General features: G+C 71.0%; 25 protein-coding genes, 1 tRNA gene and 1 riboswitch. Of the genes, 17 read left to right on the top strand and 9 right to left on the bottom strand.

All coding sequences use genetic code 11. From position 1 onward, the window contains the following. The first annotated feature begins 25 nt into the window (after positions 1-25). Entirely contained in the window at positions 26-427 is a 402-nt protein-coding gene (locus ACSU6L_RS23055; RefSeq protein WP_437059610.1) for a hypothetical protein, read from the top strand. A gap of 35 nt (positions 428-462) precedes the next feature. After that, complete coding sequence (rdgB, locus tag ACSU6L_RS23060) at positions 463-1,068, top strand: RdgB/HAM1 family non-canonical purine NTP pyrophosphatase (protein WP_437059611.1); 606 nt, start codon at positions 463-465, stop codon at positions 1,066-1,068. Positions 1,069-1,092: 24 nt separating this feature from the next. Here rdgB and ACSU6L_RS23065 read toward each other — a convergent pair. The 4 genes from ACSU6L_RS23065 to bcp form a co-directional block, all read right to left on the bottom strand. Beyond that, positions 1,093-1,167, bottom strand: a tRNA-Leu gene (locus ACSU6L_RS23065). 12 nt (positions 1,168-1,179) lie between these two features. Beyond that, positions 1,180-2,028 (bottom strand): HNH endonuclease, encoded by an 849-nt coding sequence (locus tag ACSU6L_RS23070; protein WP_437059613.1) that lies wholly within the window; start codon positions 2,026-2,028, stop codon positions 1,180-1,182. Continuing rightward, the gene (locus ACSU6L_RS23075) at positions 2,025-2,651 is read right to left on the bottom strand and encodes an HNH endonuclease (RefSeq protein ID WP_437059615.1); all 627 of its coding nucleotides are present in this window, start codon (positions 2,649-2,651) and stop codon (positions 2,025-2,027) included. Before ACSU6L_RS23075 ends, ACSU6L_RS23070 begins: the two co-directional genes overlap by 4 nt. A 102-nt stretch (positions 2,652-2,753) precedes the next feature. Then, positions 2,754-3,221 (bottom strand): thioredoxin-dependent thiol peroxidase, encoded by a 468-nt coding sequence (bcp, locus tag ACSU6L_RS23080; protein ID WP_073938278.1) that lies wholly within the window; start codon positions 3,219-3,221, stop codon positions 2,754-2,756. A gap of 94 nt (positions 3,222-3,315) precedes the next feature. On the opposite strand from bcp, the gene ACSU6L_RS23085 reads away from it, so the two are divergent. From ACSU6L_RS23085 to sugE, 3 genes are all read left to right on the top strand, one after another. Next, a complete protein-coding gene (locus ACSU6L_RS23085) occupies positions 3,316-3,645 on the top strand; it encodes a DUF3618 domain-containing protein (RefSeq protein WP_073938279.1) in 330 nt (109 codons plus the stop codon). Between the two features lie 78 nt (positions 3,646-3,723). Further along, a complete protein-coding gene (locus ACSU6L_RS23090; RefSeq protein ID WP_125517739.1) occupies positions 3,724-4,026 on the top strand; it encodes a GroES family chaperonin in 303 nt (100 codons plus the stop codon). Positions 4,027-4,095: 69 nt separating this feature from the next. Next, positions 4,096-4,163, top strand: a riboswitch (guanidine-III (ykkC-III) riboswitch). 35 nt (positions 4,164-4,198) lie between these two features. Further along, the gene (gene sugE, locus ACSU6L_RS23095) at positions 4,199-4,519 is read left to right on the top strand and encodes a quaternary ammonium compound efflux SMR transporter SugE (protein WP_073938281.1); all 321 of its coding nucleotides are present in this window, start codon (positions 4,199-4,201) and stop codon (positions 4,517-4,519) included. 18 nt (positions 4,520-4,537) lie between these two features. Here sugE and ACSU6L_RS23100 read toward each other — a convergent pair whose 3' ends face one another. Then, a complete protein-coding gene (locus ACSU6L_RS23100; protein WP_437059618.1) occupies positions 4,538-6,910 on the bottom strand; it encodes a transglycosylase domain-containing protein in 2,373 nt (790 codons plus the stop codon). A 199-nt stretch (positions 6,911-7,109) separates the two neighbouring features. Here ACSU6L_RS23100 and ACSU6L_RS23105 point away from each other — a divergent pair, with 199 nt between their 5' ends. From ACSU6L_RS23105 to ACSU6L_RS23120, 4 genes are read left to right on the top strand one after another with little or no spacing between them, the layout of a single operon-like run. Further along, complete coding sequence (locus ACSU6L_RS23105) at positions 7,110-7,910, top strand: ABC transporter permease (protein WP_437059620.1); 801 nt, start codon at positions 7,110-7,112, stop codon at positions 7,908-7,910. Next, positions 7,903-8,766: an ABC transporter permease gene (locus ACSU6L_RS23110; protein WP_437059622.1), complete on the top strand. Its 864-nt coding sequence runs from the start codon at positions 7,903-7,905 to the stop codon at positions 8,764-8,766. The genes ACSU6L_RS23105 and ACSU6L_RS23110 overlap by 8 nt, the downstream gene beginning before the upstream one ends. Before the next feature lie 7 nt (positions 8,767-8,773). Then, complete coding sequence (locus ACSU6L_RS23115; protein ID WP_437059624.1) at positions 8,774-9,787, top strand: ABC transporter ATP-binding protein; 1,014 nt, start codon at positions 8,774-8,776, stop codon at positions 9,785-9,787. Positions 9,788-9,820: 33 nt separating this feature from the next. Further along, the gene (locus tag ACSU6L_RS23120) at positions 9,821-10,513 is read left to right on the top strand and encodes a DUF1707 SHOCT-like domain-containing protein (RefSeq protein WP_437059626.1); all 693 of its coding nucleotides are present in this window, start codon (positions 9,821-9,823) and stop codon (positions 10,511-10,513) included. Between the two features lie 47 nt (positions 10,514-10,560). On the opposite strand, the gene ACSU6L_RS23125 is transcribed toward ACSU6L_RS23120, so the two are convergent. Beyond that, complete coding sequence (locus tag ACSU6L_RS23125) at positions 10,561-11,892, bottom strand: SGNH/GDSL hydrolase family protein (RefSeq protein ID WP_437059628.1); 1,332 nt, start codon at positions 11,890-11,892, stop codon at positions 10,561-10,563. Positions 11,893-12,117: 225 nt separating this feature from the next. Here ACSU6L_RS23125 and ACSU6L_RS23130 point away from each other — a divergent pair, with 225 nt between their 5' ends. Both ACSU6L_RS23130 and ACSU6L_RS23135 read left to right on the top strand, forming a co-directional pair. Further along, positions 12,118-13,491 (top strand): DUF445 domain-containing protein, encoded by a 1,374-nt coding sequence (locus ACSU6L_RS23130; protein ID WP_437059630.1) that lies wholly within the window; start codon positions 12,118-12,120, stop codon positions 13,489-13,491. 90 nt (positions 13,492-13,581) lie between these two features. Next, positions 13,582-15,063, top strand: coding sequence for an MFS transporter (locus tag ACSU6L_RS23135; protein ID WP_437059632.1), 1,482 nt, complete (start codon positions 13,582-13,584; stop codon positions 15,061-15,063). Between the two features lie 22 nt (positions 15,064-15,085). Here ACSU6L_RS23135 and ACSU6L_RS23140 read toward each other — a convergent pair whose 3' ends face one another. After that, entirely contained in the window at positions 15,086-15,586 is a 501-nt protein-coding gene (locus tag ACSU6L_RS23140; protein WP_437059634.1) for a hypothetical protein, read from the bottom strand. 164 nt (positions 15,587-15,750) lie between these two features. Between ACSU6L_RS23140 and ACSU6L_RS23145 the strand changes: the two genes are divergently transcribed. Beyond that, complete coding sequence (locus ACSU6L_RS23145; RefSeq protein ID WP_437059636.1) at positions 15,751-16,701, top strand: GlxA family transcriptional regulator; 951 nt, start codon at positions 15,751-15,753, stop codon at positions 16,699-16,701. A 56-nt stretch (positions 16,702-16,757) separates the two neighbouring features. Here the strand turns inward: ACSU6L_RS23145 and ACSU6L_RS23150 are convergent, their stop codons facing one another. Continuing rightward, on the bottom strand, positions 16,758-17,069 hold the full coding sequence (locus ACSU6L_RS23150; RefSeq protein ID WP_437059638.1) for a hypothetical protein: 312 nt from the start codon (positions 17,067-17,069) through the stop codon (positions 16,758-16,760). Positions 17,070-17,205: 136 nt separating this feature from the next. Between ACSU6L_RS23150 and ACSU6L_RS23155 the strand changes: the two genes are divergently transcribed. The 4 genes from ACSU6L_RS23155 to ACSU6L_RS23170 all read left to right on the top strand — a co-directional run bounded on the left by ACSU6L_RS23155 (position 17,206) and on the right by ACSU6L_RS23170 (position 20,402). Further along, positions 17,206-17,634 (top strand): Hsp20/alpha crystallin family protein, encoded by a 429-nt coding sequence (locus ACSU6L_RS23155; RefSeq protein WP_437059640.1) that lies wholly within the window; start codon positions 17,206-17,208, stop codon positions 17,632-17,634. A gap of 158 nt (positions 17,635-17,792) precedes the next feature. Further along, a complete protein-coding gene (locus tag ACSU6L_RS23160; RefSeq protein ID WP_437059642.1) occupies positions 17,793-18,257 on the top strand; it encodes a DUF2267 domain-containing protein in 465 nt (154 codons plus the stop codon). A 155-nt stretch (positions 18,258-18,412) separates the two neighbouring features. Continuing rightward, the gene (locus ACSU6L_RS23165) at positions 18,413-18,616 is read left to right on the top strand and encodes a cold-shock protein (RefSeq protein ID WP_031013754.1); all 204 of its coding nucleotides are present in this window, start codon (positions 18,413-18,415) and stop codon (positions 18,614-18,616) included. 88 nt (positions 18,617-18,704) lie between these two features. Continuing rightward, the gene (locus ACSU6L_RS23170; protein ID WP_437059644.1) at positions 18,705-20,402 is read left to right on the top strand and encodes a DEAD/DEAH box helicase; all 1,698 of its coding nucleotides are present in this window, start codon (positions 18,705-18,707) and stop codon (positions 20,400-20,402) included. On the opposite strand, the gene ACSU6L_RS23175 is transcribed toward ACSU6L_RS23170, so the two are convergent. Continuing rightward, a complete protein-coding gene (locus ACSU6L_RS23175; RefSeq protein WP_437059646.1) occupies positions 20,399-20,881 on the bottom strand; it encodes a hypothetical protein in 483 nt (160 codons plus the stop codon). The genes ACSU6L_RS23170 and ACSU6L_RS23175 overlap by 4 nt on opposite strands. Before the next feature lie 107 nt (positions 20,882-20,988). On the opposite strand from ACSU6L_RS23175, the gene ACSU6L_RS23180 reads away from it, so the two are divergent. Then, positions 20,989-21,777: an alpha/beta fold hydrolase gene (locus ACSU6L_RS23180; protein ID WP_437059648.1), complete on the top strand. Its 789-nt coding sequence runs from the start codon at positions 20,989-20,991 to the stop codon at positions 21,775-21,777. Positions 21,778-21,781: the final 4 nt, after the last annotated feature.

Genomic DNA, 21,781 nt, shown 5'->3' on the forward strand with positions numbered 1-21,781 from the left:
GCCTGCGTCAGGGAGGGAACGAAACATGGCCGTGAGCCGTCGCCGTCGTAGCCGTACCGTCATAGCCGCCACCGTGGCTGCCGTCGGACTGACGCTCGGCCTCACCACCGGCTGCGACGCCGTCAACAAGGCACTCGACTGCGTCGAGACCGCCGACGCCGTCGCCGACGCCGTGACCGACCTCCAGCAGGCCGTGGACAGCGCGGCCGACGACCCCACGAAGACCCGGGAAGCCATCGACGCCGTCGGGGACAGCCTCGACAAGATCGACAGCGAGACGGGCGACGCCGACCTCGACAAGGCCACCGCGGACCTCCGGCGCGCCCTGACCGACGTCACCACCGCCGTCGAGAACGGCGACGCCACCCCCGACATCAGCGGCGTCACCGACGCGGCCGGCGAACTGACCAAGGTCTGCACCTCGTAGGCCCACGGCTCACGGGGACCGGAATACTGGTCCCCATGACCCGCTTGATCCTCGCCACCCGCAACACCGGAAAGATCACCGAGCTGAAGGCGATCCTCGCCGACGCCGGGCTGCCCCACGAACTCGTCGGCGCGGACGCCTTCCCCGACATCCCCGACGTCAAGGAAACGGGCGTCACGTTCGCCGAGAACGCCCTGCTCAAGGCCCACGCCCTGGCCCAGGCGACCGGCCTGCCCGCCGTGGCCGACGACTCCGGCCTCTGCGTGGACGTCCTGGGCGGCGCGCCGGGCATCTTCTCCGCCCGCTGGGCCGGCCGCCACGGCGACGACAGGGCCAACCTCGACCTGCTCCTGGCCCAGCTCTCCGACATCGCCGACGACCACCGCGCGGCTCACTTCGCCTGCGCGGCCGCCCTGGCCCTCCCCGACGGCACGGAACGCGTGGTCGAGGGCCAACTCCGCGGCACCCTCCGCCACACCCCCGCCGGCACCGGCGGCTTCGGCTACGACCCGATCCTCCAGCCCGACGGCGAGACCCGCACCTGCGCGGAACTGACCCCCGAGGAGAAGAACGCCATCAGCCACCGCGGCAAGGCGTTCCGGGCACTCGTACCGGTGGTGCGGGAGCTGCTCGGGGCCTGAGCAAGGTGAATGGGGGGCGTTGGGTGGGCCCGGTGGGACTCGAACCCACGACACACCGGACCTAAACCGGCGCCCTCTAGCCAGCTGGGGTACGGGCCCAACGCCGTTACTTTACTGGTCGCGCGGCGCGTTCATGCGACGTGGTCGGGAGTAAGTCCGCGTCTGGCTGTGACAGGACGGGCACAGGTACGTCAGGTTCTCCCGCCGGTTGTCCAGCCGATCGCCGTTGACGTGGTCGATCTCCAGCACGAGCCGCTTGCCCTGCCATGTGTCACCGATGCCGCACTCGGCGCAGACGTGCGGCACACCTAGGTCGTCGAGGGCTCGGCGCAGCAGCACGGTCTTCGTCCGAGGTGATCCCGGCGGTTGCCGTCGAAGAATCTCGTCGGCTGGTCTGTGACGCGGCGACGTGGCTCCCTGACGGTGTCCCTGGCCGGTGAAGTGGCCCGTGGAGATGCCATGCTCCTCCAGACTCTGCTTCACCCGTGCCCGGTTGCTGCCGTTGTCCGACAGCCCGAGTGTCCTGAGGACACCGGCCAGACCGCGGGAGTGTGCGACCGCGGCCTTGAGCGGTTCGGCGGGGATGAGTCGTGTGCTGCTGCCTCGACCGGCCGTGAAGTGTGTGGTGTCGATGTTCCACAGAGTGAGCTTCTTCCGGAGATGGCCGTACAGGCTGTCGCTGGGCGGAACGCCGAGGTGGTCGAACATCTCACGGATGCTGGTCGAGCGGGCCGCCGCTTCCGCAACGGCCTCGCGGGTGTAGAAGCGCCTCTCACGGGTGGGCAGAGGCTCGTGGACGAAGTGGGAGATGTCGATCGTGTAGTGCTCGAGCCGCTTGCGCAGGTAGCGCAGCGCCTGGCTGCACAGCGGCGCGTCAAGGCGGCGCAGCAAGTCCACCAGGCTTGTGGAAGCGGCAGCCGCGGCGGCGAGGGTCTCGCGGGGAAATCGTGCCCGGCTCATGTCCGCCTCCGCTTGCGTCCGCGGTAGGTGTCGGTCACCGCATGGCAGTTGGGGCACAACAAACGTAAGTTGTCCGGTCGGTTGTCCCACCATTCCCCGCTGACGTGATCGACCTCCAAGGTCAGGGGCCTGCCATTCCACTCCGGGCCGGTGCCGCACATGGCGCATCGCTCCTCGTGCCCGAGTCGCAGCAACTCCCGCCGTAGCCGTTGCCCGGAGACCCTGCCGTCGTCGCGGGTGCCCATGGAGAGGCCGGCGCGGCGTGCCCCTCCCCTCGGGGAGGGGCCGCGGGGTGGAGTGAAGTGGGAGGTGTCGATGCCGAGCGCCGCGATCCGGCGCGCGATGTGGGCCTGGTTGCCGCCCACCTGGTCGAGGCCCAGGCGCCGTACGACGTCCCGGATGCTGTGGGAGTCGGCGACCACGGCACGCAGGCGCTCCTCGGAGTGGCGTACCTGGTTGGTCGCGAGGTGGGCGATGTCTATCCCAGCCTCGGCCATCTTGCTGCGCAGGTATCTGCGTGTGCCGGGTGTGGGCTGTCCTCCGCACCACCGGACCGCGTCGTCGATGTGTCGTGTCAGGCGGGCTGCCTCTTCGAGCAGCTCGCGGGTGTACCTGGCGCCCATGCCCCCTCCAGCTGGATCAAGCGTTCCCCCCTCGCACGGATCAACGATCCGGTCGGGGAGTGGTCACGCCTGGCCGTGGGGTCGGAGGAGGCGGCAGGGGCGTCAGATCCCCAGATCCTTGATGATCTTGGCCACGTGGCCGGTCGCCTTGACGTTGTACAGGGCGCGTTCGACCTTGCCCTGTTCGTCGACGACGACCGTGGAGCGGATGACGCCGACGACCGTCTTGCCGTAGAGCTTCTTCTCGCCGAAGGCGCCGTAGGACTCCAGGACCTGCTTGTCGGGGTCGGCGAGGAGGGTGACCTTCAGGGATTCCGTCTCGCGGAACTTGGCCAGCTTCTCCGGCTTGTCCGGGGAGATGCCGATCACGTCGTAGCCCGCGCCGGCCAGCAGTTCCAGGTTGTCGGTGAAGTCGCAGGCCTGCTTGGTGCACCCGGGGGTGAGGGCGGCGGGGTAGAAGTAGACGATGACCTTGCGGCCCTTGTGGTCGGCCAGGGACACCTGGTTGCCGTCGGCGTCGGGCAGGGTGAAGCCGGGAGCTTCGTCCCCGGGCTGAAGTCGCTCGCTCATCCGGCTAGCGTAACCGGGGGTGCTGGCGGTGCGCCGGGCCGCAGAGCTGACAGACTGTCCGGAACAGGCAAACGCAGACTTCGGAGGCCGTACGGTGGCGGATACGTCGGACACCAGAACCCCGGCGCAGATCGAGGCGGACATCAAGCGCCGCCGCGAGCTGCTGGCCGAGACGCTCGACGAGATCGGGGTGCGGGTGCATCCGAAGACCATCGTCGGGGACGCCAAGGCCAGGGTCGTATCGAATGTCGATCGCACCCTCGGCCGGGCGTACGTCGAGGTCAATCGGGTCGTGAGCGATGTGAAGGCCTCGTTCGTGGACGACCAGGGGGCACCGCGCCTGGAGCGGGTCGTGCCCGTCGCGGTGGTCGCCGTCGCGTTCGTCGGGGTCCTCGTGCTCGGGACCCGGCGACGCAAGGGCTGAGGCAGGACAGGTAGGTTCGAAGGCGTGAGCGCCAAGAGAGACGACCAGAGCATTGCGCACGACAAGCTGCCCATCCGGATGCTGCACGACCGCGTGCTCGTCCGGCAGGACACCAGTGAGGGCGAGCGGCGTTCCGGTGGCGGCATCCTGATCCCCGCCACGGCGGCCGTGGGCCGTCGGCTGGCCTGGGCGGAGGTCGTCGCGGTGGGGCAGAACGTACGGACTGTGGAGCCGGGTGACCGCGTGCTCTACGACCCGGAGGACCGCGCGGAGGTCGAGGTGCGCGGTGTCGCGTACGTGCTGATGCGCGAGCGCGACCTGCACGCCGTGGCCGCGGACCGGTTCGAGGGGTCCGAGGACTCCACGGGGCTCTACCTGTAGACCGGGAGCGCGGGAGCGGAAGGCGAACGGGCTGGTGACGCTTGTCACCAGCCCGTTCCTCGTCTTCCGGCTTTGCTACGGTGGAAACGCACCCGACGAGACGCGCCGTACCGGGTTGAAGGCAAAGACGACGCACCCCCGTCAGTCCGCCTGTCTCTCGGAGGTGCCTCCCATGGCCTGGGTTCTGCTGATCATCGCCGGTCTGCTCGAAGTCGGCTGGTCGATCGGGATGAAGTACACCGACGGTTTCACCCGTCTCGTCCCCAGCCTGTTCACCGGCGCCGGCATCGTCGCGAGCATGCTGCTGCTGTCCTACGCGTCCCGTTCCCTTCCCATCGGTACCGCCTACGGCGTCTGGGTCGGGATCGGTGCCGCCGGTGCGGCGGTGCTCGGCATGGTGGTGCTGGGGGAGCCGGCGACCGCCGCCCGGATCTTCTTCGTCTGTCTGCTGCTGGTGGCCGTGGTGGGTCTGAAGGTGACCTCCGGGCACTGAGTCAGCCGACCCGGCTGCTCACTGCCTGCGGGTTCCGCCCGTCGCCCCCGCGGCCGTCCCGGCCACCACCCCGCCGTCGGTGTCGCCGGTGGTGCCGCCGTCCGCGGTGCCGCCGGTCGTCGTGTCGCCGGTGGTGCCGCCGTCGGTGGTGGTGCCGCCGTCCGTGGCCGTGCCGCCGTCGGTGGGGGTGCCGCCGGTCGTCGTGTCGCCGGTGGTGCCGCCGTCGGTGGTCGTGCCGCCGTCGCCGGTGGTGCCGCCGTCCGTCGTGCCGCCCTGCGTCTGGCCCTCGGTCGGTCCCTCGGTGTCGTCGGGCTCGTCGCTGGTCTCGTCGGTGGGCTCGCTGGTGCTCGGGTCCGGGGAGGCGGGCGGGACGCTCGGGTAGACCCATTCCTCGGCGCCGTCCTGGAGCGTCAGGCTGAAGTCGCGGACCGGGGTGCCCTCGAGGGCGTCCTTGGTGAACTGCGCCCAGATGTCGGCGGGTGCGCCGCCGCCGTTGATGCGCGGTTCGCCCATCGCGCCGTACAGCGACTTGTGCGCGGCGGTGACCGGGTCCTGGCCCATGACGGCGACGACGGTGGCCAGGTCGGGGGTGTAGCCCGCGAACCAGGCGGCGGTGTCCTCCTCGGCGGTGCCGGTCTTGCCTGCGGCGGGGCGGCCGGCGGCCTGCGCGGCGGTCGCGGTGCCGTTCTCGACGACGCTCTGGAGGATCGAGGTGGTGGTGTCGGCGGCGGCGCGGCTGATCGCCTGGTGGGTCTTGCGCTCGGGGAGCCGGACGTCGGCGCCGTCCTTGGTGACCTTCTCGATCATGGTGTACGTGCCGTGCTCGCCGTGGTTGGCGAGGGTGGCGTACGCCTCCGCCATGTCGAGGACGCTGGCCGTGGCCGTGCCGAGCGCGATGGACGGGCCGGCGTGCAGTTCGGGGGTGTCCTTCGGCAGGCCGAGGTCGATCGCGGTCTGCTTGACCTTGTCGGAGCCGACGTCGACGGCCATCTGCGCGTACACCGAGTTCACGGACTTGTCGGTGGCCTCGCGGACGGTGATGTCGCCGTAGTCGTAGTGGTCCTCGTTCTCGGGGGCGTAGTGGCCGCCGTCCCAGCCCTGGACGGGGCGCTCGCTGGTGCCGTCGTAGATCGTGTTCGGGGTGATGGGGCGGCCGTCCTGGGTGGTGGAGTCGTTCTCGGCGGCGGAGGTGAACACGAACGGCTTGAAGGTGGAGCCGACCTGGAAGTCGCGGCGGGTGGCGTTCGGCGTGTACTGCTTGACGTAGTCGATGCCGTTGTACATCGCCACGACCTTGCCGGTCTGCGGGTCGACGGCGGCGCCGCCCGCGCGGACGTAGGTGTCGACCTTGTTGTTCTTCTTGTCCAGCTTGTCCATCAGCTGGTCGTTGACGGCCTTGACGAAGGCGTCCTGCCGGGGCTTCTCCAGGGTGGTGGTGATGCGGTAGCCGCCCGCGTCGAGGGCGTCCGCGTCGACGATGCCGTTCTCGATCAGGTAGTCCTGCGCGATCCGCACGACGTAGCCGCGCTGCCCGGACAGGCCGGTGGAGACGGTGGTCTCCTTCGGCATCGGGAACTTCATCCCGGCCCGCTTGGACTCCGTCAGCCAGCCCTCCTTGACCATGCCGTCCAGCACGTAGTTCCAGCGGGCCTCGGCGGCCTTCCGGTTCTGCGGGTGGGCGACCACGTCGTATTCGCTGGGCGCGTTCAGCAGTGCCGCGAGGTAGGCGCCCTTGGCCGCGTCGAGTTCGGTGGCGTCGACGCCGTAGTAGGCCTGGGCGGCGGCCTGGATGCCGTAGGCGTTGCGGCCGAAGTAGCTGGTGTTGAGGTAGCCCTGGAGGATGTCGTCCTTGCTCTTCTCGCGGTCCAGCTTGATCGCGATGAAGAACTCCTTCGCCTTGCGGGTCAGGGTCTGCTCCTGGGCCAGGTAGTAGTTCTTCACGTACTGCTGGGTGATGGTGGAGCCGGACTGCTTGCCCTTGCCGGTGGCGGTGTTCCAGCCGGCCCGCAGCATCGCCTTGGGGTCGACGGCGGACTCGGAGTAGAAGTCGCGGTCCTCGGCGGCCAGCACGGCGTGCTGGGCGTCCTTGGAGATCTGGCCGAGGGTGACGTTCTCCCGGTTGACCTCGCCGTCGCGGGCGAGCACGGTGCCGTCGGCGTAGAGGTAGACGTTGCTCTGCTTGACGGCGAGGGCGTTGGCCGGCGGGATCTTGACCAGCGAGTAGCCGAGGAAGAACAGGCCCGCCAGCAGCAGGAGGCCGATCACGAAGGTACCGAGCACCATCCGCCAGGTGGGGATGATCCGGCGCCAGCCGGTGCGCCTGGGCTTCTTGGCCTTCTCGCCCCCCGGCCCGCCCTCGGTCGGCTGCTGCGCCTGCGGCTCGTCGCTCATGTCGTGCACGGACTCCTGTTTTAGCCGCGTACGTTGTCGTACGCCTCGTACGTCTTCTGCGCCCCCCGATAGAGACTCTCGCACCGCGCGTTCCGTTCCCGGATCGCCGCACCTGTCGCGGCGGAATTCGCCTGACAGCCCGGTCGGCCGCCCGCTAGGCTCCTGCGCTTCGTGTCGGGCGGGCCTGGAGGCGGTTGGCGTGGGTGCGGGACGGTTGTACGCGGCCGTCGCAGCCGGGGGTTTTCGACGGTACGCGACGTATCGGGCGGCGACGGCCGCCGGGGTCTTCACGAACACCGTCTTCGGGCTGGTTCTCGTCTACACCTACCTGGCCCTGTGGGACGAAAGACCGCAGCTCGGCGGGTACGACCAGGCGCAGGCCGTCACCTATGTGTGGCTGGGGCAGGCGCTGCTGGCGGCCGTCGCGATCGGAGGCGGTGGCTTCGAGGACGAGCTGATGGAGCGCATCCGTACGGGTGATGTCGCGATCGACCTGTACCGGCCGGCCGACCTGCAGGCGTGGTGGCTCGCCGCGGACCTGGGCCGGGCCGGGTTCCAGCTGCTCGGGCGGGGCGTGCTGCCGTTCGCGTCCGGGGCGCTGGTGTTCGAGGTCGCCCTGCCGGGTGATCCGCTGGCCTGGGTGGCGTTCGTGGTGGCCGTGGCGCTGGGCATGCTGGTCAGCTTCGGGATCCGGTACCTCGTGGCGCTGAGCGCGTTCTGGCTGATGGACGGCACGGGTGTGGTGCAGATGGCGTGGCTCGCCGGTGTCTTCTGCTCGGGGATGCTGCTGCCGCTGAACGTGTTCCCGGGGGAGCTGGGGGAGGTCGTACGGGCGCTGCCCTGGTCGTCGCTGCTCCAGGCGCCCGCCGACGTCCTGCTCGGCAAGGCGGATCCGCTGCCGGTGTTCGCCTTCCAGGCGGCGTGGGCGGTGGCGCTGCTGGCGGCGGGGCGGCTGGTGCAGTCGGCGGCGACGCGGCGGGTGGTGGTGCAGGGTGGGTGACAGCCGGGTGCGGGAGAGCGCGGTGCCGGCGCGGGGCGCCGGGGAGAGCCGGGTGCTCGACGGGCTGCGCGCCTACCGGATGATCGCCGCGATGTGGATCCGCTCCACGATGGCCTACCGGGCGTCCTTCGTCATGACCACCTTCGGCAACTTCGCGGCGACCGCGCTGGACTTCGTGGCGATCCTGCTGATGTTCTCCCGGGTGGACGCGCTCGGCGGCTACGCGCTGCCCGAGGTCGCCTTCCTCTACGGCCTGTCCAGCGTCTCCTTCGGCCTGGCCGACCTGGCGATCGGCTCGATGGACCGGCTGGGCCGGCGGGTGCGCGACGGCACCCTCGACACCCTGCTGGTGCGGCCGGCGCCGGTGCTCGCCCAGGTCGCCGCCGACCGTTTCGGGCTGCGCCGTCTCGGCCGGGTCACCCAGGGCGCGCTGGTGCTGGGCTACGCGCTGTGGACGGTCGACATCGACTGGTCCGTGCCGAAGCTGCTGCTGATGCCGGTGATGCTGGTCAGCGGGGCGGGGATCTTCTGCGCGGTGTTCGTGGCGGGCGCGGCGTTCCAGTTCGTGGCGCAGGACGCGTCGGAGGCGCAGAACGCGTTCACCTACGGCGGCACCACGCTGCTGCAGTACCCGCCGACGATCTTCGGCAAGGAGCTGGTGCGCGGGGTGACCTTCGTCCTGCCGCTGGCCTTCGTGAACTGGCTGCCCGCCGCGTACGTCCTGGACCAGCCGTATCCGCTGGGGCTGCCGCAGTGGGTGGCGTTCACGCCGCCGCTGGTGGCGGTGGCGTGCGGGGCGCTGGCGGGGCTCGCGTGGCGGGCGGGGCTGCGGACGTATCGGAGCACGGGGAGCTGAGGAGCCCATGGAACCCATGAAGCCCATGAAAGCCGTGAAGCCCATGACGGCCATGGACGGTGCCTTCATCGAGGTGGACCGCGTCGAGAAGGTCTTCGACGTGCGCAGGAAGACCGGCTTCCTCAAGCGGGAGCGGCGGGAGGTGCGGGCCGTGGACTCGATCTCCTTCACCGTGCCGCGCGGCGAGATGGTCGGGTACATCGGGCCGAACGGCGCCGGAAAGTCGACGACGATCAAGATGCTGACCGGGATCCTGACGCCGAGCGGCGGCCGGCTGCGGGTCGCGGGCATCGACCCGTCCCGGGAGCGGTCGCGGCTCGCGCACCGGATCGGGGTGGTGTTCGGGCAGCGTACGACGCTGTGGTGGGACCTGCCGCTGATCGACTCCTACCGGCTGATGCACCGCATGTACCGCATCCCCGACGCCCGTTACCGCGCCAACCTCGACCGCTGCGTCGAACTCCTCCAGCTGGGCGAGCTGTTGGACGTGCCGGTGCGGCAGCTCTCCCTCGGCCAGCGGATGCGCGGCGACATCGCGGCGGCGCTGCTGCACGACCCGGAGGTGCTGTACCTGGACGAGCCGACGATCGGCCTCGACGTCGTCTCCAAGGCGAAGGTGCGGGACTTCCTGCGGGACCTGAACGCCGAGCGCGGCACCACCGTGCTGCTGACCACGCACGACCTCCAGGACATCGAGCAGTTGTGCTCCCGGGTGATGGTCATCGACCACGGCCGGCTCATGTACGACGGCCCGCTCACCGGCCTGCACGAGGCGGGCGAGAGCGAACGGACCCTCGTCGTGGACCTGGAGCGGGAACTCCCGCCGATCGACGCGCCGCCGCCCGCCCGGGTGGTCCGCGTGGAGGGGCCCCGGCAGTGGCTCGCCTTCCCGGCGGCCCAGTCGGCGGCGCCGCTGGTGGCGCGGATCGCGCAGGACTACCCGCTGGTCGACCTGTCGGTGCGGGAGCCCGACATCGAGGCGGTGATCGCGAAGATGTACGAGGAGCGGGCGAGCGCGTAGTGCGGCGCGGGGCGAGTACGTAGGCTGCTGTGTATGACCGACGATGCCCCGGAGCTGCGCGCCTCCGACGCCGATCGTGAACGAGTCGCCGAGGTCCTGCGGGACGCCGTCGCGGAGGGCCGGCTCGACATGGCGGAGTTCGAGGAGCGGCTGGACGCGACGTACCGGGCGCGGACGTACGGGGAACTGGCCCCGATCACCCGGGATCTGCCGGTCGCCGGGGTCGCCGCTCCCTCCGTGCCGCTCGCGAAGGACGCGGCGGGCGGCGGGAGTTGGGCCGGCCGGATCGTCGGCGGCGAGGGCACGTCGCGGGCGGCGGTCGCCGTGATGTCCGGTTTCCAGCGCAAGGGGCGCTGGACCGTGCCGCGCGCCTTCACCTGCTTCGCCTTCTGGGGCGGCGGCGAGCTCGATCTGCGCGAGGCGAACTTCGCGGCGGGCGAGGTGCGGATCAACTGCGTGATGATCATGGGCGGTATGAACATCGTCGTGCCGCCGGGGGTCGAGGTCGAGGTGCGCGGCTTCGGGCTCATGGGCGGCTTCGACCACAGCGAGGAGGGGGTGCCGGGCGATCCCGGCGCCCCGCGCGTGATCGTCTCCGGGTTCGCCTTCTGGGGCGGCGTCGGCGTCGAGCGCAAGCTGCCGCGGGCCGAGCGGAAGCGGCTGAAGGAGGAGCGCCGCCAGGAGAAGCTGGAGCGCCGGGCGGGGCGCGGGGAGCTGGAGGACTGAGACGCCCCTTTTGGGGCCGTCGCCGGGCTCCCGCGGCCGTGCCGGGGTTACAGCCGTGCCGGGGCCGCGCCCTTCAGGTCGTCCAGGTCGATCGCCTCCGCCATCCGTGCGTAGCCCTTGTCGCTGGGGTGGAGGTGGTCGCCCGAGTCGTAGTCGGAGCGCAGGCGGCGGGGGTCGTACGGGTCGCGCAGCGCCTGGTCGAAGTCGGCGACCGCGTCGTAGACCGAGCCGGAGCGGATCTCCGCGTTGATCTCCTGGCGCACCGCCTCGCGGGCGTCGGTGTAGCCGCGGTGGCCGTAGAAGGGCATCAGGGTGGCGCCGATGACCTTGATGCCGCGGGCGTGGGCCTGGCGGACCAGGGTGCGCAGGCCGTCGACGATCTCTTCCGGGTCGGCGAGCTGCGGGTTGCGCAGGATGTCGTTGACGCCCAGGTCGATGACGACGATCTTGACGTTGGTGCGGCCGAGGACGTCGCGGGAGAAGCGGTTCAGCCCGCTGGGGTTGTCGGCGGGGCGGCCCAGGCCGTCGTCGAGGACCCGGTTGCCGCTGATGCCCTGGTTGACGACGCTGTAGCGGGGCACGTCCCGCCGGTCGGCGAGGGCGTCGCGGATGCGCTGCGAAAGGACGTCCGTATAGCGGAGGTTGGCGCCCTCGGTGGAGGTGATGCCGTCGGTGAGGGAGTCGCCGAGGGCGACGACGGTCCCGTCGGACTCGTTGCTCAGCACGTCCAGCGCGGTCAGGTAGCGCCAGTACTCCACCTGCTCGGTGTAGCCCGTGCCGGTGACGTCCTCGGTGAGGTCGCCCTCGGCGGCGTAGGAGATCTGCCGGGCGTGCGGGTGGTGGGTGACGGGGCCGGAGGAGGTGGGGGAGTAGGTGGTGACCAGGACGTCGCTGTCGTGCGGGACGCGGAGGGTGACCGCGTCGCTGAGCACCTGCCCGCCGGCCGGGACGATCACCGTGGTGTCGCCGTTGAACGTCAGCCGCCGCATCGACTCCGGCAGGGCCGCCGCGCTGTCGTCGGCGGCGGCGAGGGCGATCGAGGCGTGGGTGATGGTCAGCGGGCGCTGGCCGTAGAGATTGGACAGCGTGATACGGGCACTCGTCCCTCCGACGCTCGCGTGCACGACGTTGCGCACCGAGCGGTTCGCCAGTCCCGTGGTCTCCGTGCCGGGCTCGGCCGCCGCCGGCGACGCCGACCAGGAGCCGACCCAGGTGCCGGTGGAGGCGGGTGCGGCGGAGTTGCGCGGGGCGCGTCCGGCGGCGACGGTCTGCCGGCCGGTGCCGTCATCGGACGAGACGCCGACGTATATCGCGGTGGAAAGGGCCACGATCAGGGCGGTGATCGCGGCGAGCAGGGCATAACCGTGACGCCTGGTCATGCGGGTGTGGGTCTCCTCGGGCGTGCGGAGCCCCCGAGGCTCCGATGTGATCACCTCATGATGCGTCATGAGGCGGGGGGCGGTTGAACGGGACCCCCCTTTGGGCCAATGGCGTTCACGCGTACGTTTCCCCGACCGGACAGACGCCGGGAACTCTTGTTCCGTTCCAGGAGTAGGTCAGGAAGGGACAATGTCATAGCGGGGCATCGGGAACGGGTGGAGCGGATGGATCGCACGAAACCGGAAGAAACCGAAGAGACCGAAGAAGTGGCAGGGGCGGGCCCGGCAGGGCAGGCGGCCACCGCCGCCGGCGTCCCCGCCTCCGCCGCCCGCGCCATGACCACCTTCAGCGCCGCCGACGAGGAGAAGCAACGCGGCGTACGCCGGATGAAGCTCACCGCGGCCGGCCTGCTGCTGCTCGTCGCGCTGATCTACGTCCTCGCCAAGGTGGCCTCCCACCACGGCGCCGGCGCCTGGGCGGGCTATGTCGCCGCCGCCGCCGAGGCCGGCATGGTCGGCGCGCTCGCCGACTGGTTCGCCGTCACCGCCCTCTTCCGCCACCCCCTCGGCCTGCCCATCCCGCACACCGCGATCATCCCCAACAAGAAAGACCAGCTGGGGGTGTCCCTCGGCGAGTTCGTCGGCGAGAACTTCCTCTCCGAGGCGGTCGTACGGCAGCGGCTGCGCGCCGTCGGCATCGGCAGCCGCCTCGGCACCTGGCTCGCCGAACCCGCCAACGCCGACCGGGTCACCGCCGAGCTGGCGACCGCACTGCGCGGCGCGCTGACCGTGCTGCGCGACTCCGACGTGCAGGCCGTGGTCGGCGAGGCGATCACCCGGCGCGCCGAGGCCCAGGAGATCGCGCCCGGCATCGGCAAGATGCTGGAGCGGGTCGTCGCCGACGGCGGCCACAGACGCGTCGTCGACCTGGTGGTGACCCGGGCCCACGACTGGCTGGTCCTGCACGGCGACGACGTCATGGACGCCGTGCAGGGCGGCGCGCCCGGCTGGACCCCGCGGTTCGTCGACCGCAAGGTCGGCGAGCGGGTCTACAAGGAGCTGCTGCGGTTCTGCGCCGAGATGCGCGACATGCCCGGCCACCCCGCGCGCGGCGCCCTCGACCGCTTCCTCACCGACTTCGCCTCCGACCTCCAGTCCGACACCGACACCCGGGCCCGGGTGGAGCGGCTGAAGGGGGAGGTGCTGGGGCGCGGCGAGGTCCAGGACCTGATCGCGTCCGCCTGGACGGCCGTACGGGCCATGATCGTCTCCGCGGCCGAGGACGAGCGCAGCGAGCTGCGGCTGCGGGTCCGGGCCTCCCTGCTGTCCCTGGGCGCCCGGCTGGCGGTGGACCCCAAGCACCAGAGCAAGGTCGACGGCTGGATCGAGGGTGCGGCGGTGCACGTCGTCACCACCTACCGCAAGGAGATCACCTCCCTGATCACCGACACCGTGGCGAGCTGGGACGCCGAGCACACCACGCGGAAGATCGAGGCGCACATCGGCCGTGACCTGCAGTTCATCCGCATCAACGGCACGGTGGTGGGCTCCCTGGCGGGCCTGCTGATCTACACGGTGTCGCGGGCACTGGGGGCGTAAAAGCGCGGTTGACGGGGCACTCGGCTGAAACTGTCGCGGCCTTTTCGCCGGTCGCGGCGTCCGGTCGGCCGACTCGACGAGGAGGAGCCCGTGTCCGTCGGTACCGTCACCACCGCCGTCCCCGCCCGCTTGGACAGACTTCCCTGGTCACGCTGGCACTGGATGATCGTCATCGGTCTCGGCACCGTCTGGATCCTGGACGGCCTGGAAGTCACCATCGTCGGCAACGTGGCCGGCCGTATCGCCGAGGAAGGCAGCGGCCTGGACATCTCGGCCGCCCAGGTCACCGGCATGGCCGCCGCGCTCTATGTGGCGGGAGCCTGCTCGGGCGCGCTGTTCTTCGGCTGGCTCACCGACCGCTACGGCCGCAAGAAGCTGTTCATGGCGACGCTCGCCGTCTATCTGGCGGCGACCGCGTTGACCGCGGTGTCCTTCGAGACCTGGTGGTTCTTCCTCTTCCGGTTCCTCACCGGCTTCGGCATCGGCGGCGAGTACGCGGCCATCAACTCCGCGATCGACGAGCTGATCCCGTCCAAGTACCGGGGACGCGTCGACCTGATCATCAACGGCAGCTACTGGCTGGGCGCGATCGGCGGCTCGCTGCTGTCCATCGTGATGCTGGACACCGACATCTTCCCCAAGGACCTCGGCTGGCGGCTCAGCTTCGCGCTCGGCGTCGTCCTGGGCCTGGTCATCCTGCTGGTCCGGCGGCACGTGCCGGAGAGCCCGCGCTGGCAGTTCATCCACGGCAAGGGCGACGACGCCGAGGAACTCGTCACCTCCGTCGAACGGGAGATCGAGCAGGAGAAGGGTGAGAAGCTGCCGCCGCCCGCCGGTGAGATCACCATCCACCAGCGCAAGAGCATCGGCTTCGGCCTGATCGCCAAGACCGTCTTCGGCAAGTACCCCCGCCGCGCGGTCCTCGGCCTGTCCCTCTTCATCGGCCAGGCGTTCCTCTACAACGCCATCACCTTCGGCTTCGGCGCCATCCTCATCACCTTCTTCGACGTGCCGACCGGCCACACCGGCTACTACTTCGCCGTCATCGCGGCCGGCAACTTCCTCGGCCCCCTGGTCCTCGGCAAGCTCTTCGACACGGTCGGCCGCCGGATCATGATCTCCGGCACCTACCTGCTCTCCGGCCTGCTGCTGTTCGGCACCGCCTGGCTCTTCGACCGCGGCGCGCTGACCGCCGCGACCATGACGGCCTGCTGGTGCGTGGTGCTGTTCTTCGCCTCCGCGGGCGCGTCCAGCGCGTACCTGACGGTCTCCGAGATCTTCCCCATGGAGACCCGCGCGATGGCCATCGCCTTCTTCTACGCCCTCGGCACCGCCGCCGGCGGCATCAGCGGCCCCCTGCTCTTCGCCGACCTCACCGAGTCCGGCGTGGTCGGCGACACCGTCCTCGCCTTCCAGATCGGCGCCGGCCTGATGTGCGCCGCCGGCCTGGTCGCGGCCTTCCTGGCGGTGAAGGCGGAACGCCGCTCCCTGGAGGACATCGCGCTGCCGCTGTCGGCCACGGAGGAGAAGTCCCCGGCGGTGGGGGTGCGGTCGGGGACGGTCACGCCGTAAGCCCCGCCGTGCGAGACACCCCCTAGGCCCCGGTCGTGGACCCCGGTCGTACGATCATCAGCACGGTCACCACCGCCCACAGCGCGTTGAAGATCCCGGTGAACATGGCGAGCCGCATGGTCGCCTCCCGAGACCCGTCACCGGCCCCGTCACCAGCCCCGTCACCGGCGACGCCGCTGCTGCCGCCGCCCGCTTCGAGCAGCGCGCTCTGCCGGGGCAGCACCAGGGCCACCAGGACCAGCGCGGCGAGCGCGGTCAGCGCGATGGACACGATCAGCCAGGCGTCGCCGAGGACGCCCATGCTGCTCGCGGTGGCGAACCCGAAGACGGGGACGACGACACCGACCGTGGCGTACACCCGGCAGATGCGGTGCAGCAGCCGCACGGTCTCGGTGGCCCGCGGATCGTCGGGCGACGCCATGGCCCGGCGCGCGGCGGGCGGGAACATGCTGGCGGCGACGGTGACGGGCCCGATCGCGAGGATCGCGGCGATGACGTGGACGGCGAGAAGGAACTTGGTCACGCCGGTGACGGTAGGCGGGCCCGGCGATCGCGAAGAAGTGGCGATAGTGCCAGGGTCCAACGGATTCTCGCCAGCGGCATCTGCCCGGCTGTCAGGGGCAGCTCCAGGGCACGGGGCAAGGCAGGCACGTTGGCGGCATACCGTCGTACCCCTACGATCCCGCCATGCACACCGTCGCCGTACTGGCCCTGGACCGGGTGATCCCCTTCGACCTGTCCGCCCCTATCGACGCGTTCGGCTGGGCCCGGCTGCCCGACGGCAGGGAGGCGTACCGGGTGCGGGTCTGCTCGGACCGGGAGGAGGTGAACGCGGGCTCGTTCACGATCCGGGCCCAGTACGGCCTCGACGCGCTGGCCGAGGCGGACACGATCATCCTGCCAGGCGTGGAGGACCCGCCCGACCCGCTGCCGCCGGGCGTCACGGAGGCCCTGCGCGCGGCGGCGGCCGACGGCACGCGCATCGCGTCGGTCTGCGTCGGCGCGTTCCTGTTCGCGGCGACGGGCCTGCTGGACGGCCTGCGCGCGACCACGCACTGGATCGCGGCACCGGACCTGGCGGCGCGCTACCCGCGGGTGACGGTCGACCCGAACGTCCTCTACGTCGACAACGGCCAGTTCCTGACCTCGGCGGGCGCGGCGGCGGCCCTGGACATGTGCCTGCACATGATCCGCATGGACCACGGCTCGGCGGTAGCCGCGCACACCGCCCGGATGTCCGTGATGCCGCTGGAGCGGGAGGGCGGCCAGGCCCAGTTCATCGTCCACGACCGCCCGCCGGCCCCGTCCGGCGCCACGTTCGAGCCGCTGCTGAACTGGCTGGAGGACAACTGCGACAAGGACCTGACGCTGGAGGACATCGCGGGCTGGGCGGGCATGAGCACCCGCACCCTGAACCGCCGGTTCCGCGAACAGACCGGGACGACGCCGCTGCAGTGGCTGCACCGGGCGCGGGTGCGGCGGGCCCAGTACCTGCTGGAGACGACGTCCCACCCGGTGGAACGCATCGCCGCCCAGGCGGGCTTCGGCTCCCCGACGGCCTTCCGGGAACGCTTCCGGCGGGTGGTGGGGACGAGCCCGCAGGGGTACCGGAAGGCGTTCAGGTCAGGGTCGGTGTAAGGGGGCCCTGCAAAGGCGCGGCGTCAGGCGTCCGCGTCACGCGTTCGCGTACGGGCTCAGCCCTGCCGGTCGGCGACAGCCCAGGAGGCGAGGGCGACGGCCCCGGCCACCCCGAACACGGCGGGCCAGGCGCCCACCTTCTTGGCCAGCGGGTGCGAACCGGCGAAGGCGGCGACGTACGCGGCCGTCAGCGCGCCCGCGGCCTTCCCGCCGGCCCGCTGCCGCCACTGCTGCGCGGCCGCGGCCCCCGCGACGGCCAGCACGGCCCCGCCGAGCGGTCGCTTCTTGGTCCAGCGGGCGACGCCGTAGCCACCGACGAGCCCGGACGCGGCGATGAGGGAGCTGGGAACACTGGAGAGGTCGGCCATGCTCCGACCCTAACGCGGGGGCGGGAAACGGGCCCGAACCTGAGCCGAGGCTTGTCAAGTTTCCTCTCCGGAGTTATATAAAAAGTCGTAGGGCATCGCACACCACGGACAGCGCCTGCGAAAGGAGTGACCTGTGATGCTCATGCGTACCGACCCCTTCCGTGACCTCGACCGCCTCGCGCAGCAGGTGTTCGGCAGCACCGCCCGCCCGGCCGCGATGCCGATGGACGCCTACCGGTCCGGGGACGACTTCATCGTCCACTTCGACCTCCCCGGCATCGACCCCGAGACGATCGAGCTGGACGTCGAACGCAACGTCCTCAGCGTCCGCGCCGAGCGCCGCTCCCCGGCCCCCGAGGACGCGGAGCTGATCGCCGCCGAGCGCCCCACGGGCACCTTCACCCGCCAGCTCTTCCTCGGCGACACCCTCGACACGGAACGCATCGACGCCTCGTACGAGGCCGGCGTGCTCACGCTGCGTCTCCCGGTGGCCGAGACGGCCAAGCCGCGCCGCATCCCGATCACGGGCGGCGACAGCGGCGGTCGCAAGCAGCTGAGCGGTTGAGCACCACCACTCGCTGAGCGGCCGAGCTGCTGAGCACCACCACTCGCCGAGCGGCCGAGCTGCTGAGCACCACCACTCACCGGAAACGTCCCGCGGGCCCGGACACCGCACGCCCGCGGGGCGGCGGAACCCAGCAGGACAGGAGGAACAACGCGACGATGACCGTGACGACGACACTGGACCGGACCACGTCCACCACCCCCCTCGCCGCGGGCACGGACGGCTGGCCGGAGCTGATCGACGGGGTGCGGGAGGCGGGCCAGTACCCCACCCGGGCGGAAGCGGAACGCGTCACCCGAACGGTCCTCTCGGCCCTGGGCGGCCACGTCGTCGGAGAGGAACGGGTGGAGCTGGCCCGGGCCCTCCCCACCGAGGCGGCCAGAGTGATCGCCGCCCAGATCCCGGCGACCCGTCCGCTGACCGCCGCGGAGTTCGTGGACTCGGTGGCCACCCGCATCGAGGGCGCGACCCCCGCGACGGCCCGCTGGGACGTCAGTTCGGTCCTGAGTGTCCTGCCGCCCCTGATCGGCGACGACCTGCTGACACGCATCCTGTCCGAACTCCCGCCGGGCTACGCCCTGCTGTTCGGCCGCCCGCAACTGACACCGGCGCGGCCTCGATGATCCCCCTCGGGCGGCCGACCTGTGCTACGGTCTTGGTGTTGCAGTTGTGGTACCCATGAACCTATGTGCGCCTGACGGGAATGTTTCTCCTTCAGGCGCATTAGTTGTTTTCCGGCATCTCCGGATGGGGCCTCTGCCTACAGAAGGAGAATGTCATGGCACAGGGAACCGTGAAGTGGTTCAACTCTGAAAAGGGCTTCGGGTTCATCGAGCAGGACGGCGGCGGCCCCGACGTCTTCGCCCACTACTCGAACATCGCGACCCAGGGCTTCCGCGAGCTCCAGGAAGGCCAGCGGGTCACCTTCGACGTCACGCAGGGCCAGAAGGGCCCGCAGGCGGAGAACATCGTCCCCGCCTGATCGCCGGACGCGTATTCCGCTCACCGGGGTCCGCACCGTCATGGTGCGGACCCCGGTTTGTGCTGTTTCCAGGAAGGCAGATAACGGCATGTCCCGCAGACCCCAGAAGTCGAACCGGCGCGCCTCGTCACCCCCACCGTCCGCGTCGTCGCCGAGGGAGTTCCGGCTGCCGGAGAGCACGACACCCGCACTCCCCGCCGTCGAGGAATTCGCCGCGCTCGACATGCCCGCGGGGCTGCTGAAGACCCTCACCGCGCAGGGCGTCACCACCCCCTTCCCCATCCAGGCCGCCACGCTGCCCAACTCCCTCGCCGGCCGCGACCTGCTCGGACGGGGGCGCACCGGTTCGGGCAAGACCCTCGCGTTCGGGCTGGCGCTCCTCGCCCGAACGGCCGGACTGCGCGCGGAACCCAAGGCACCCCTCGCCCTCGTGCTGGTGCCCACCCGTGAACTCGCCCAGCAGGTGACCGACGCGCTGACCCCCTACGCGACGGCGGTGAACGTCCGCCTGGCCACCGTGGTCGGCGGACTCTCCATCACCAAGCAGGCCGGTGCGCTCCGGCGCGGCACCGAGGTCCTGGTGGCGACCCCCGGCAGGCTCAACGACCTCGTGGAACGCGGGGACTGCGTACTCGACGACGTACGCATCACGGTGCTGGACGAGGCCGACCAGATGACCGACATGGGCTTCCTGCCGCAGATCACCAAGCTGATCCAGCGAGTACGGCCCGACGGCCAGCGCATGCTCTTCTCGGCCACCCTGGACCGCAACATCGACCGCCTCGTGCAGCGGTTCCTGACCGACCCCGTGGTGCACTCCGTGGACCCGTCGGCGGGAGCGGTGACCACCATGGAGCACCACGTGCTCCACGTCCAGGACGAGACCGACAAGAAGGCCGTCACCACGCGCATCGCCGCCCGTGACGGCCGGGTCATCCTCTTCCTCGACACCAAGAGGTCCGCCGACCGGCTCGCCAAGCGGCTCCTGGCCGTCGGCGTCCGCGCGGCGGCACTGCACGGAGGCCGCTCCCAGCCGCAGCGCAACCGCACTCTGGAGCAGTTCAAGAACGGCCAGGTCACCGCCCTGGTGGCGACGAACGTCGCGGCCCGGGGCATACACGTCGACGACCTCGACCTCGTCGTGAACGTCGATCCCCCCACCGACCACAAGGACTACCTCCACCGGGGCGGCCGCACGGCCCGCGCCGGCGGCTCCGGCAGCGTGGTCACCCTGGTCCTGCCCGACCAGAAGCGGGACGTCACCCGGCTCATGTCGGACGCGGGCATCCGCCCCCGGGCGACCCGCGTCGCGTCGAGCGACGCCGAACTGGCCGCCATCACCGGTGCCCGCGAGCCTTCCGGCGTGGCCGTCACCATCGAGGTGCCCCAGCAGGCGACGCCGAAGGCGTCCCGCCCGGACCGGAAGCCCGGCAGCAAGCCCGGAAGGCGATCGGGCCGCCGACGCGGAAACGCCGAGGGGGCTGAAACCGCGTCACGTGCCTCCACCCGGAAGACGGCAGGGGCGACGCCAACCGGTGACTCACCCAGCCGCTCATCCGGCGGTACCTCCGCGACCGGCGGGCGCGGCGCTGCCCGCCGGACGGGATCCGGCGGTGCCACGGGCGCCGCTTCCGCCGGCACGGGCGGCCGCGGTTCCGACCGCCGGTCCGGGGTCCGCGCGGCGAACGGCACCGCCTCCGGCAAGGCCGCCCGCGGATCCGCGCGCCGCAAGCCGGCCAACGGAGCCACGGGCGGCACCACCGGCACCCGGGGCGGCACGCACTAGGACTGCTGCCGACGCCGCTGCCGGGCCCGCAACTCCACCACGTACGCGGAGGAGATGGCACTCCCGGCAGCGGCGAGCCCGAACCCGAAGACGACGGGATTGACGTACCCGGGCACGTCGTCGGTGCGGTACGTCCCCCCGTCACTGGTTTCACACACGAACCCGAGCGGCAGCAACCGCACCTCGTAGTCGACGATGCCGGCGGCCGCCTGCTGCCAGCCGCCCGTACGACACGGCCGCACCGGCGCGGAATCGGTCCCCCCGTCCTCCGCCTCCATCAGCGCCCCGGTGACCCCGAGAAGCCCCCACCCGTACATCCCGAAGGCGACAGCCGCGGCGACCCCGGCGAACCCGCGCAACACGGCCGGGGTGTTCTCGGGCCGCATCCCACTGCCGGCGAGGGTCTGCCCGCCGTACCCGAGAAACCCGAAGACGGCGATCACACAGACCACGACGAACAGCAGACTCAGCAGAAACATCCCCGGAGTCCAACAGCCCGCTCGCCCGGCGGCAGTGGCGGAACCCACATCTCCGGCAACAGAATCGCCACAGCACACACCAGCAACCCGGAGGAACGGAGGCAGAATTGCCCCACCTCACGATGCCGGACGGCACCCGGATCGCCTACCGCACCCACACCCCGACCGCGGCCACCCGCCCACCCGTACTCCTCCTCCACGGCCTGGCGGGCCACATGGCGGAGTGGGACGCCCTGACAGAGCTTCTCCTACGGGACGGCCACACGGTCGTCGAGTACGACGCGAGAGGCCACGGCGCGAGCACCCGCCGCCCGGTCTCCATGACCCGAGCGGCCTGCGTGGCGGACACGGCCACCCTGATCACGGAACTCTCCCTGTCCCCGGTGACCCTGATCGGCCAGTCCCTGGGCGGCCACACCGCCATGCTCACCGCAGCCACCCACCCCCACCTGGTCGCCTCCCTGATCCTCATCGAGGCCGGCCCGGGCGGCCCGAACCCCAGACTCCCGGAGGAGATCTCGGCCTGGCTGTCCACCTGGCCAACCCCCTTCAAGTCCCTCACCGAAGCGGAAGCCTTCCTGGGCCACAAGGCCTGGGCGAACGGCCTGGAACACCGGGAGGACGGCTGGCACCCCCGCTTCGACCCGGACCAGATGCCCGCAGCGGTACAGGAACTGGCCACCCACTCCTATTGGCAGGAATGGGCCCGGATCACCTGCCCGACCCTCGCCATCCGAGGCGAGAACGGCACCATCCCGGCTGCTGAGTTCACGAAGATGAAGACCCACCGCCCGGCCACACAAACCACGGTGATCCCTGCGGCGGCCCATGACGTCCACTTGGACCAGCCGAGACGTCTGTACGAGGCGATCGCGGAGTTCCTGGCAACGAAGTAGCCGT

Origin of the sequence: Streptomyces sp. enrichment culture, from assembly GCF_964272855.1 — a bacterium.
In the GTDB taxonomy this organism is placed as follows: Bacteria; Actinomycetota; Actinomycetes; order Streptomycetales; family Streptomycetaceae; genus Streptomyces.

What these genes read in the sequence shown, in the direction of transcription:
- ACSU6L_RS23055 (WP_437059610.1), top strand. Translation starts at nt 26, where the DNA reads ATGGCCGTGAGCCGTCGCCGTCGTAGCCGTACCGTCATAGCCGCCACC.
- rdgB (WP_437059611.1), top strand. Translation starts at nt 463, where the DNA reads ATGACCCGCTTGATCCTCGCCACCCGCAACACCGGAAAGATCACCGAG.
- ACSU6L_RS23070 (WP_437059613.1), bottom strand. Translation starts at nt 2,028, where the DNA reads ATGAGCCGGGCACGATTTCCCCGCGAGACCCTCGCCGCCGCGGCTGCC.
- ACSU6L_RS23075 (WP_437059615.1), bottom strand. Translation starts at nt 2,651, where the DNA reads ATGGGCGCCAGGTACACCCGCGAGCTGCTCGAAGAGGCAGCCCGCCTG.
- bcp (WP_073938278.1), bottom strand. Translation starts at nt 3,221, where the DNA reads ATGAGCGAGCGACTTCAGCCCGGGGACGAAGCTCCCGGCTTCACCCTG.
- ACSU6L_RS23090 (WP_125517739.1), top strand. Translation starts at nt 3,724, where the DNA reads ATGCTGCACGACCGCGTGCTCGTCCGGCAGGACACCAGTGAGGGCGAG.
- sugE (WP_073938281.1), top strand. Translation starts at nt 4,199, where the DNA reads ATGGCCTGGGTTCTGCTGATCATCGCCGGTCTGCTCGAAGTCGGCTGG.
- ACSU6L_RS23100 (WP_437059618.1), bottom strand. Translation starts at nt 6,910, where the DNA reads ATGAGCGACGAGCCGCAGGCGCAGCAGCCGACCGAGGGCGGGCCGGGG.
- ACSU6L_RS23115 (WP_437059624.1), top strand. Translation starts at nt 8,774, where the DNA reads ATGGAACCCATGAAGCCCATGAAAGCCGTGAAGCCCATGACGGCCATG.
- ACSU6L_RS23120 (WP_437059626.1), top strand. Translation starts at nt 9,821, where the DNA reads ATGACCGACGATGCCCCGGAGCTGCGCGCCTCCGACGCCGATCGTGAA.
- ACSU6L_RS23125 (WP_437059628.1), bottom strand. Translation starts at nt 11,892, where the DNA reads ATGACCAGGCGTCACGGTTATGCCCTGCTCGCCGCGATCACCGCCCTG.
- ACSU6L_RS23130 (WP_437059630.1), top strand. Translation starts at nt 12,118, where the DNA reads ATGGATCGCACGAAACCGGAAGAAACCGAAGAGACCGAAGAAGTGGCA.
- ACSU6L_RS23145 (WP_437059636.1), top strand. Translation starts at nt 15,751, where the DNA reads ATGCACACCGTCGCCGTACTGGCCCTGGACCGGGTGATCCCCTTCGAC.
- ACSU6L_RS23150 (WP_437059638.1), bottom strand. Translation starts at nt 17,069, where the DNA reads ATGGCCGACCTCTCCAGTGTTCCCAGCTCCCTCATCGCCGCGTCCGGG.
- ACSU6L_RS23155 (WP_437059640.1), top strand. Translation starts at nt 17,206, where the DNA reads ATGCTCATGCGTACCGACCCCTTCCGTGACCTCGACCGCCTCGCGCAG.
- ACSU6L_RS23160 (WP_437059642.1), top strand. Translation starts at nt 17,793, where the DNA reads ATGACCGTGACGACGACACTGGACCGGACCACGTCCACCACCCCCCTC.
- ACSU6L_RS23165 (WP_031013754.1), top strand. Translation starts at nt 18,413, where the DNA reads ATGGCACAGGGAACCGTGAAGTGGTTCAACTCTGAAAAGGGCTTCGGG.
- ACSU6L_RS23170 (WP_437059644.1), top strand. Translation starts at nt 18,705, where the DNA reads ATGTCCCGCAGACCCCAGAAGTCGAACCGGCGCGCCTCGTCACCCCCA.
- ACSU6L_RS23175 (WP_437059646.1), bottom strand. Translation starts at nt 20,881, where the DNA reads ATGTTTCTGCTGAGTCTGCTGTTCGTCGTGGTCTGTGTGATCGCCGTC.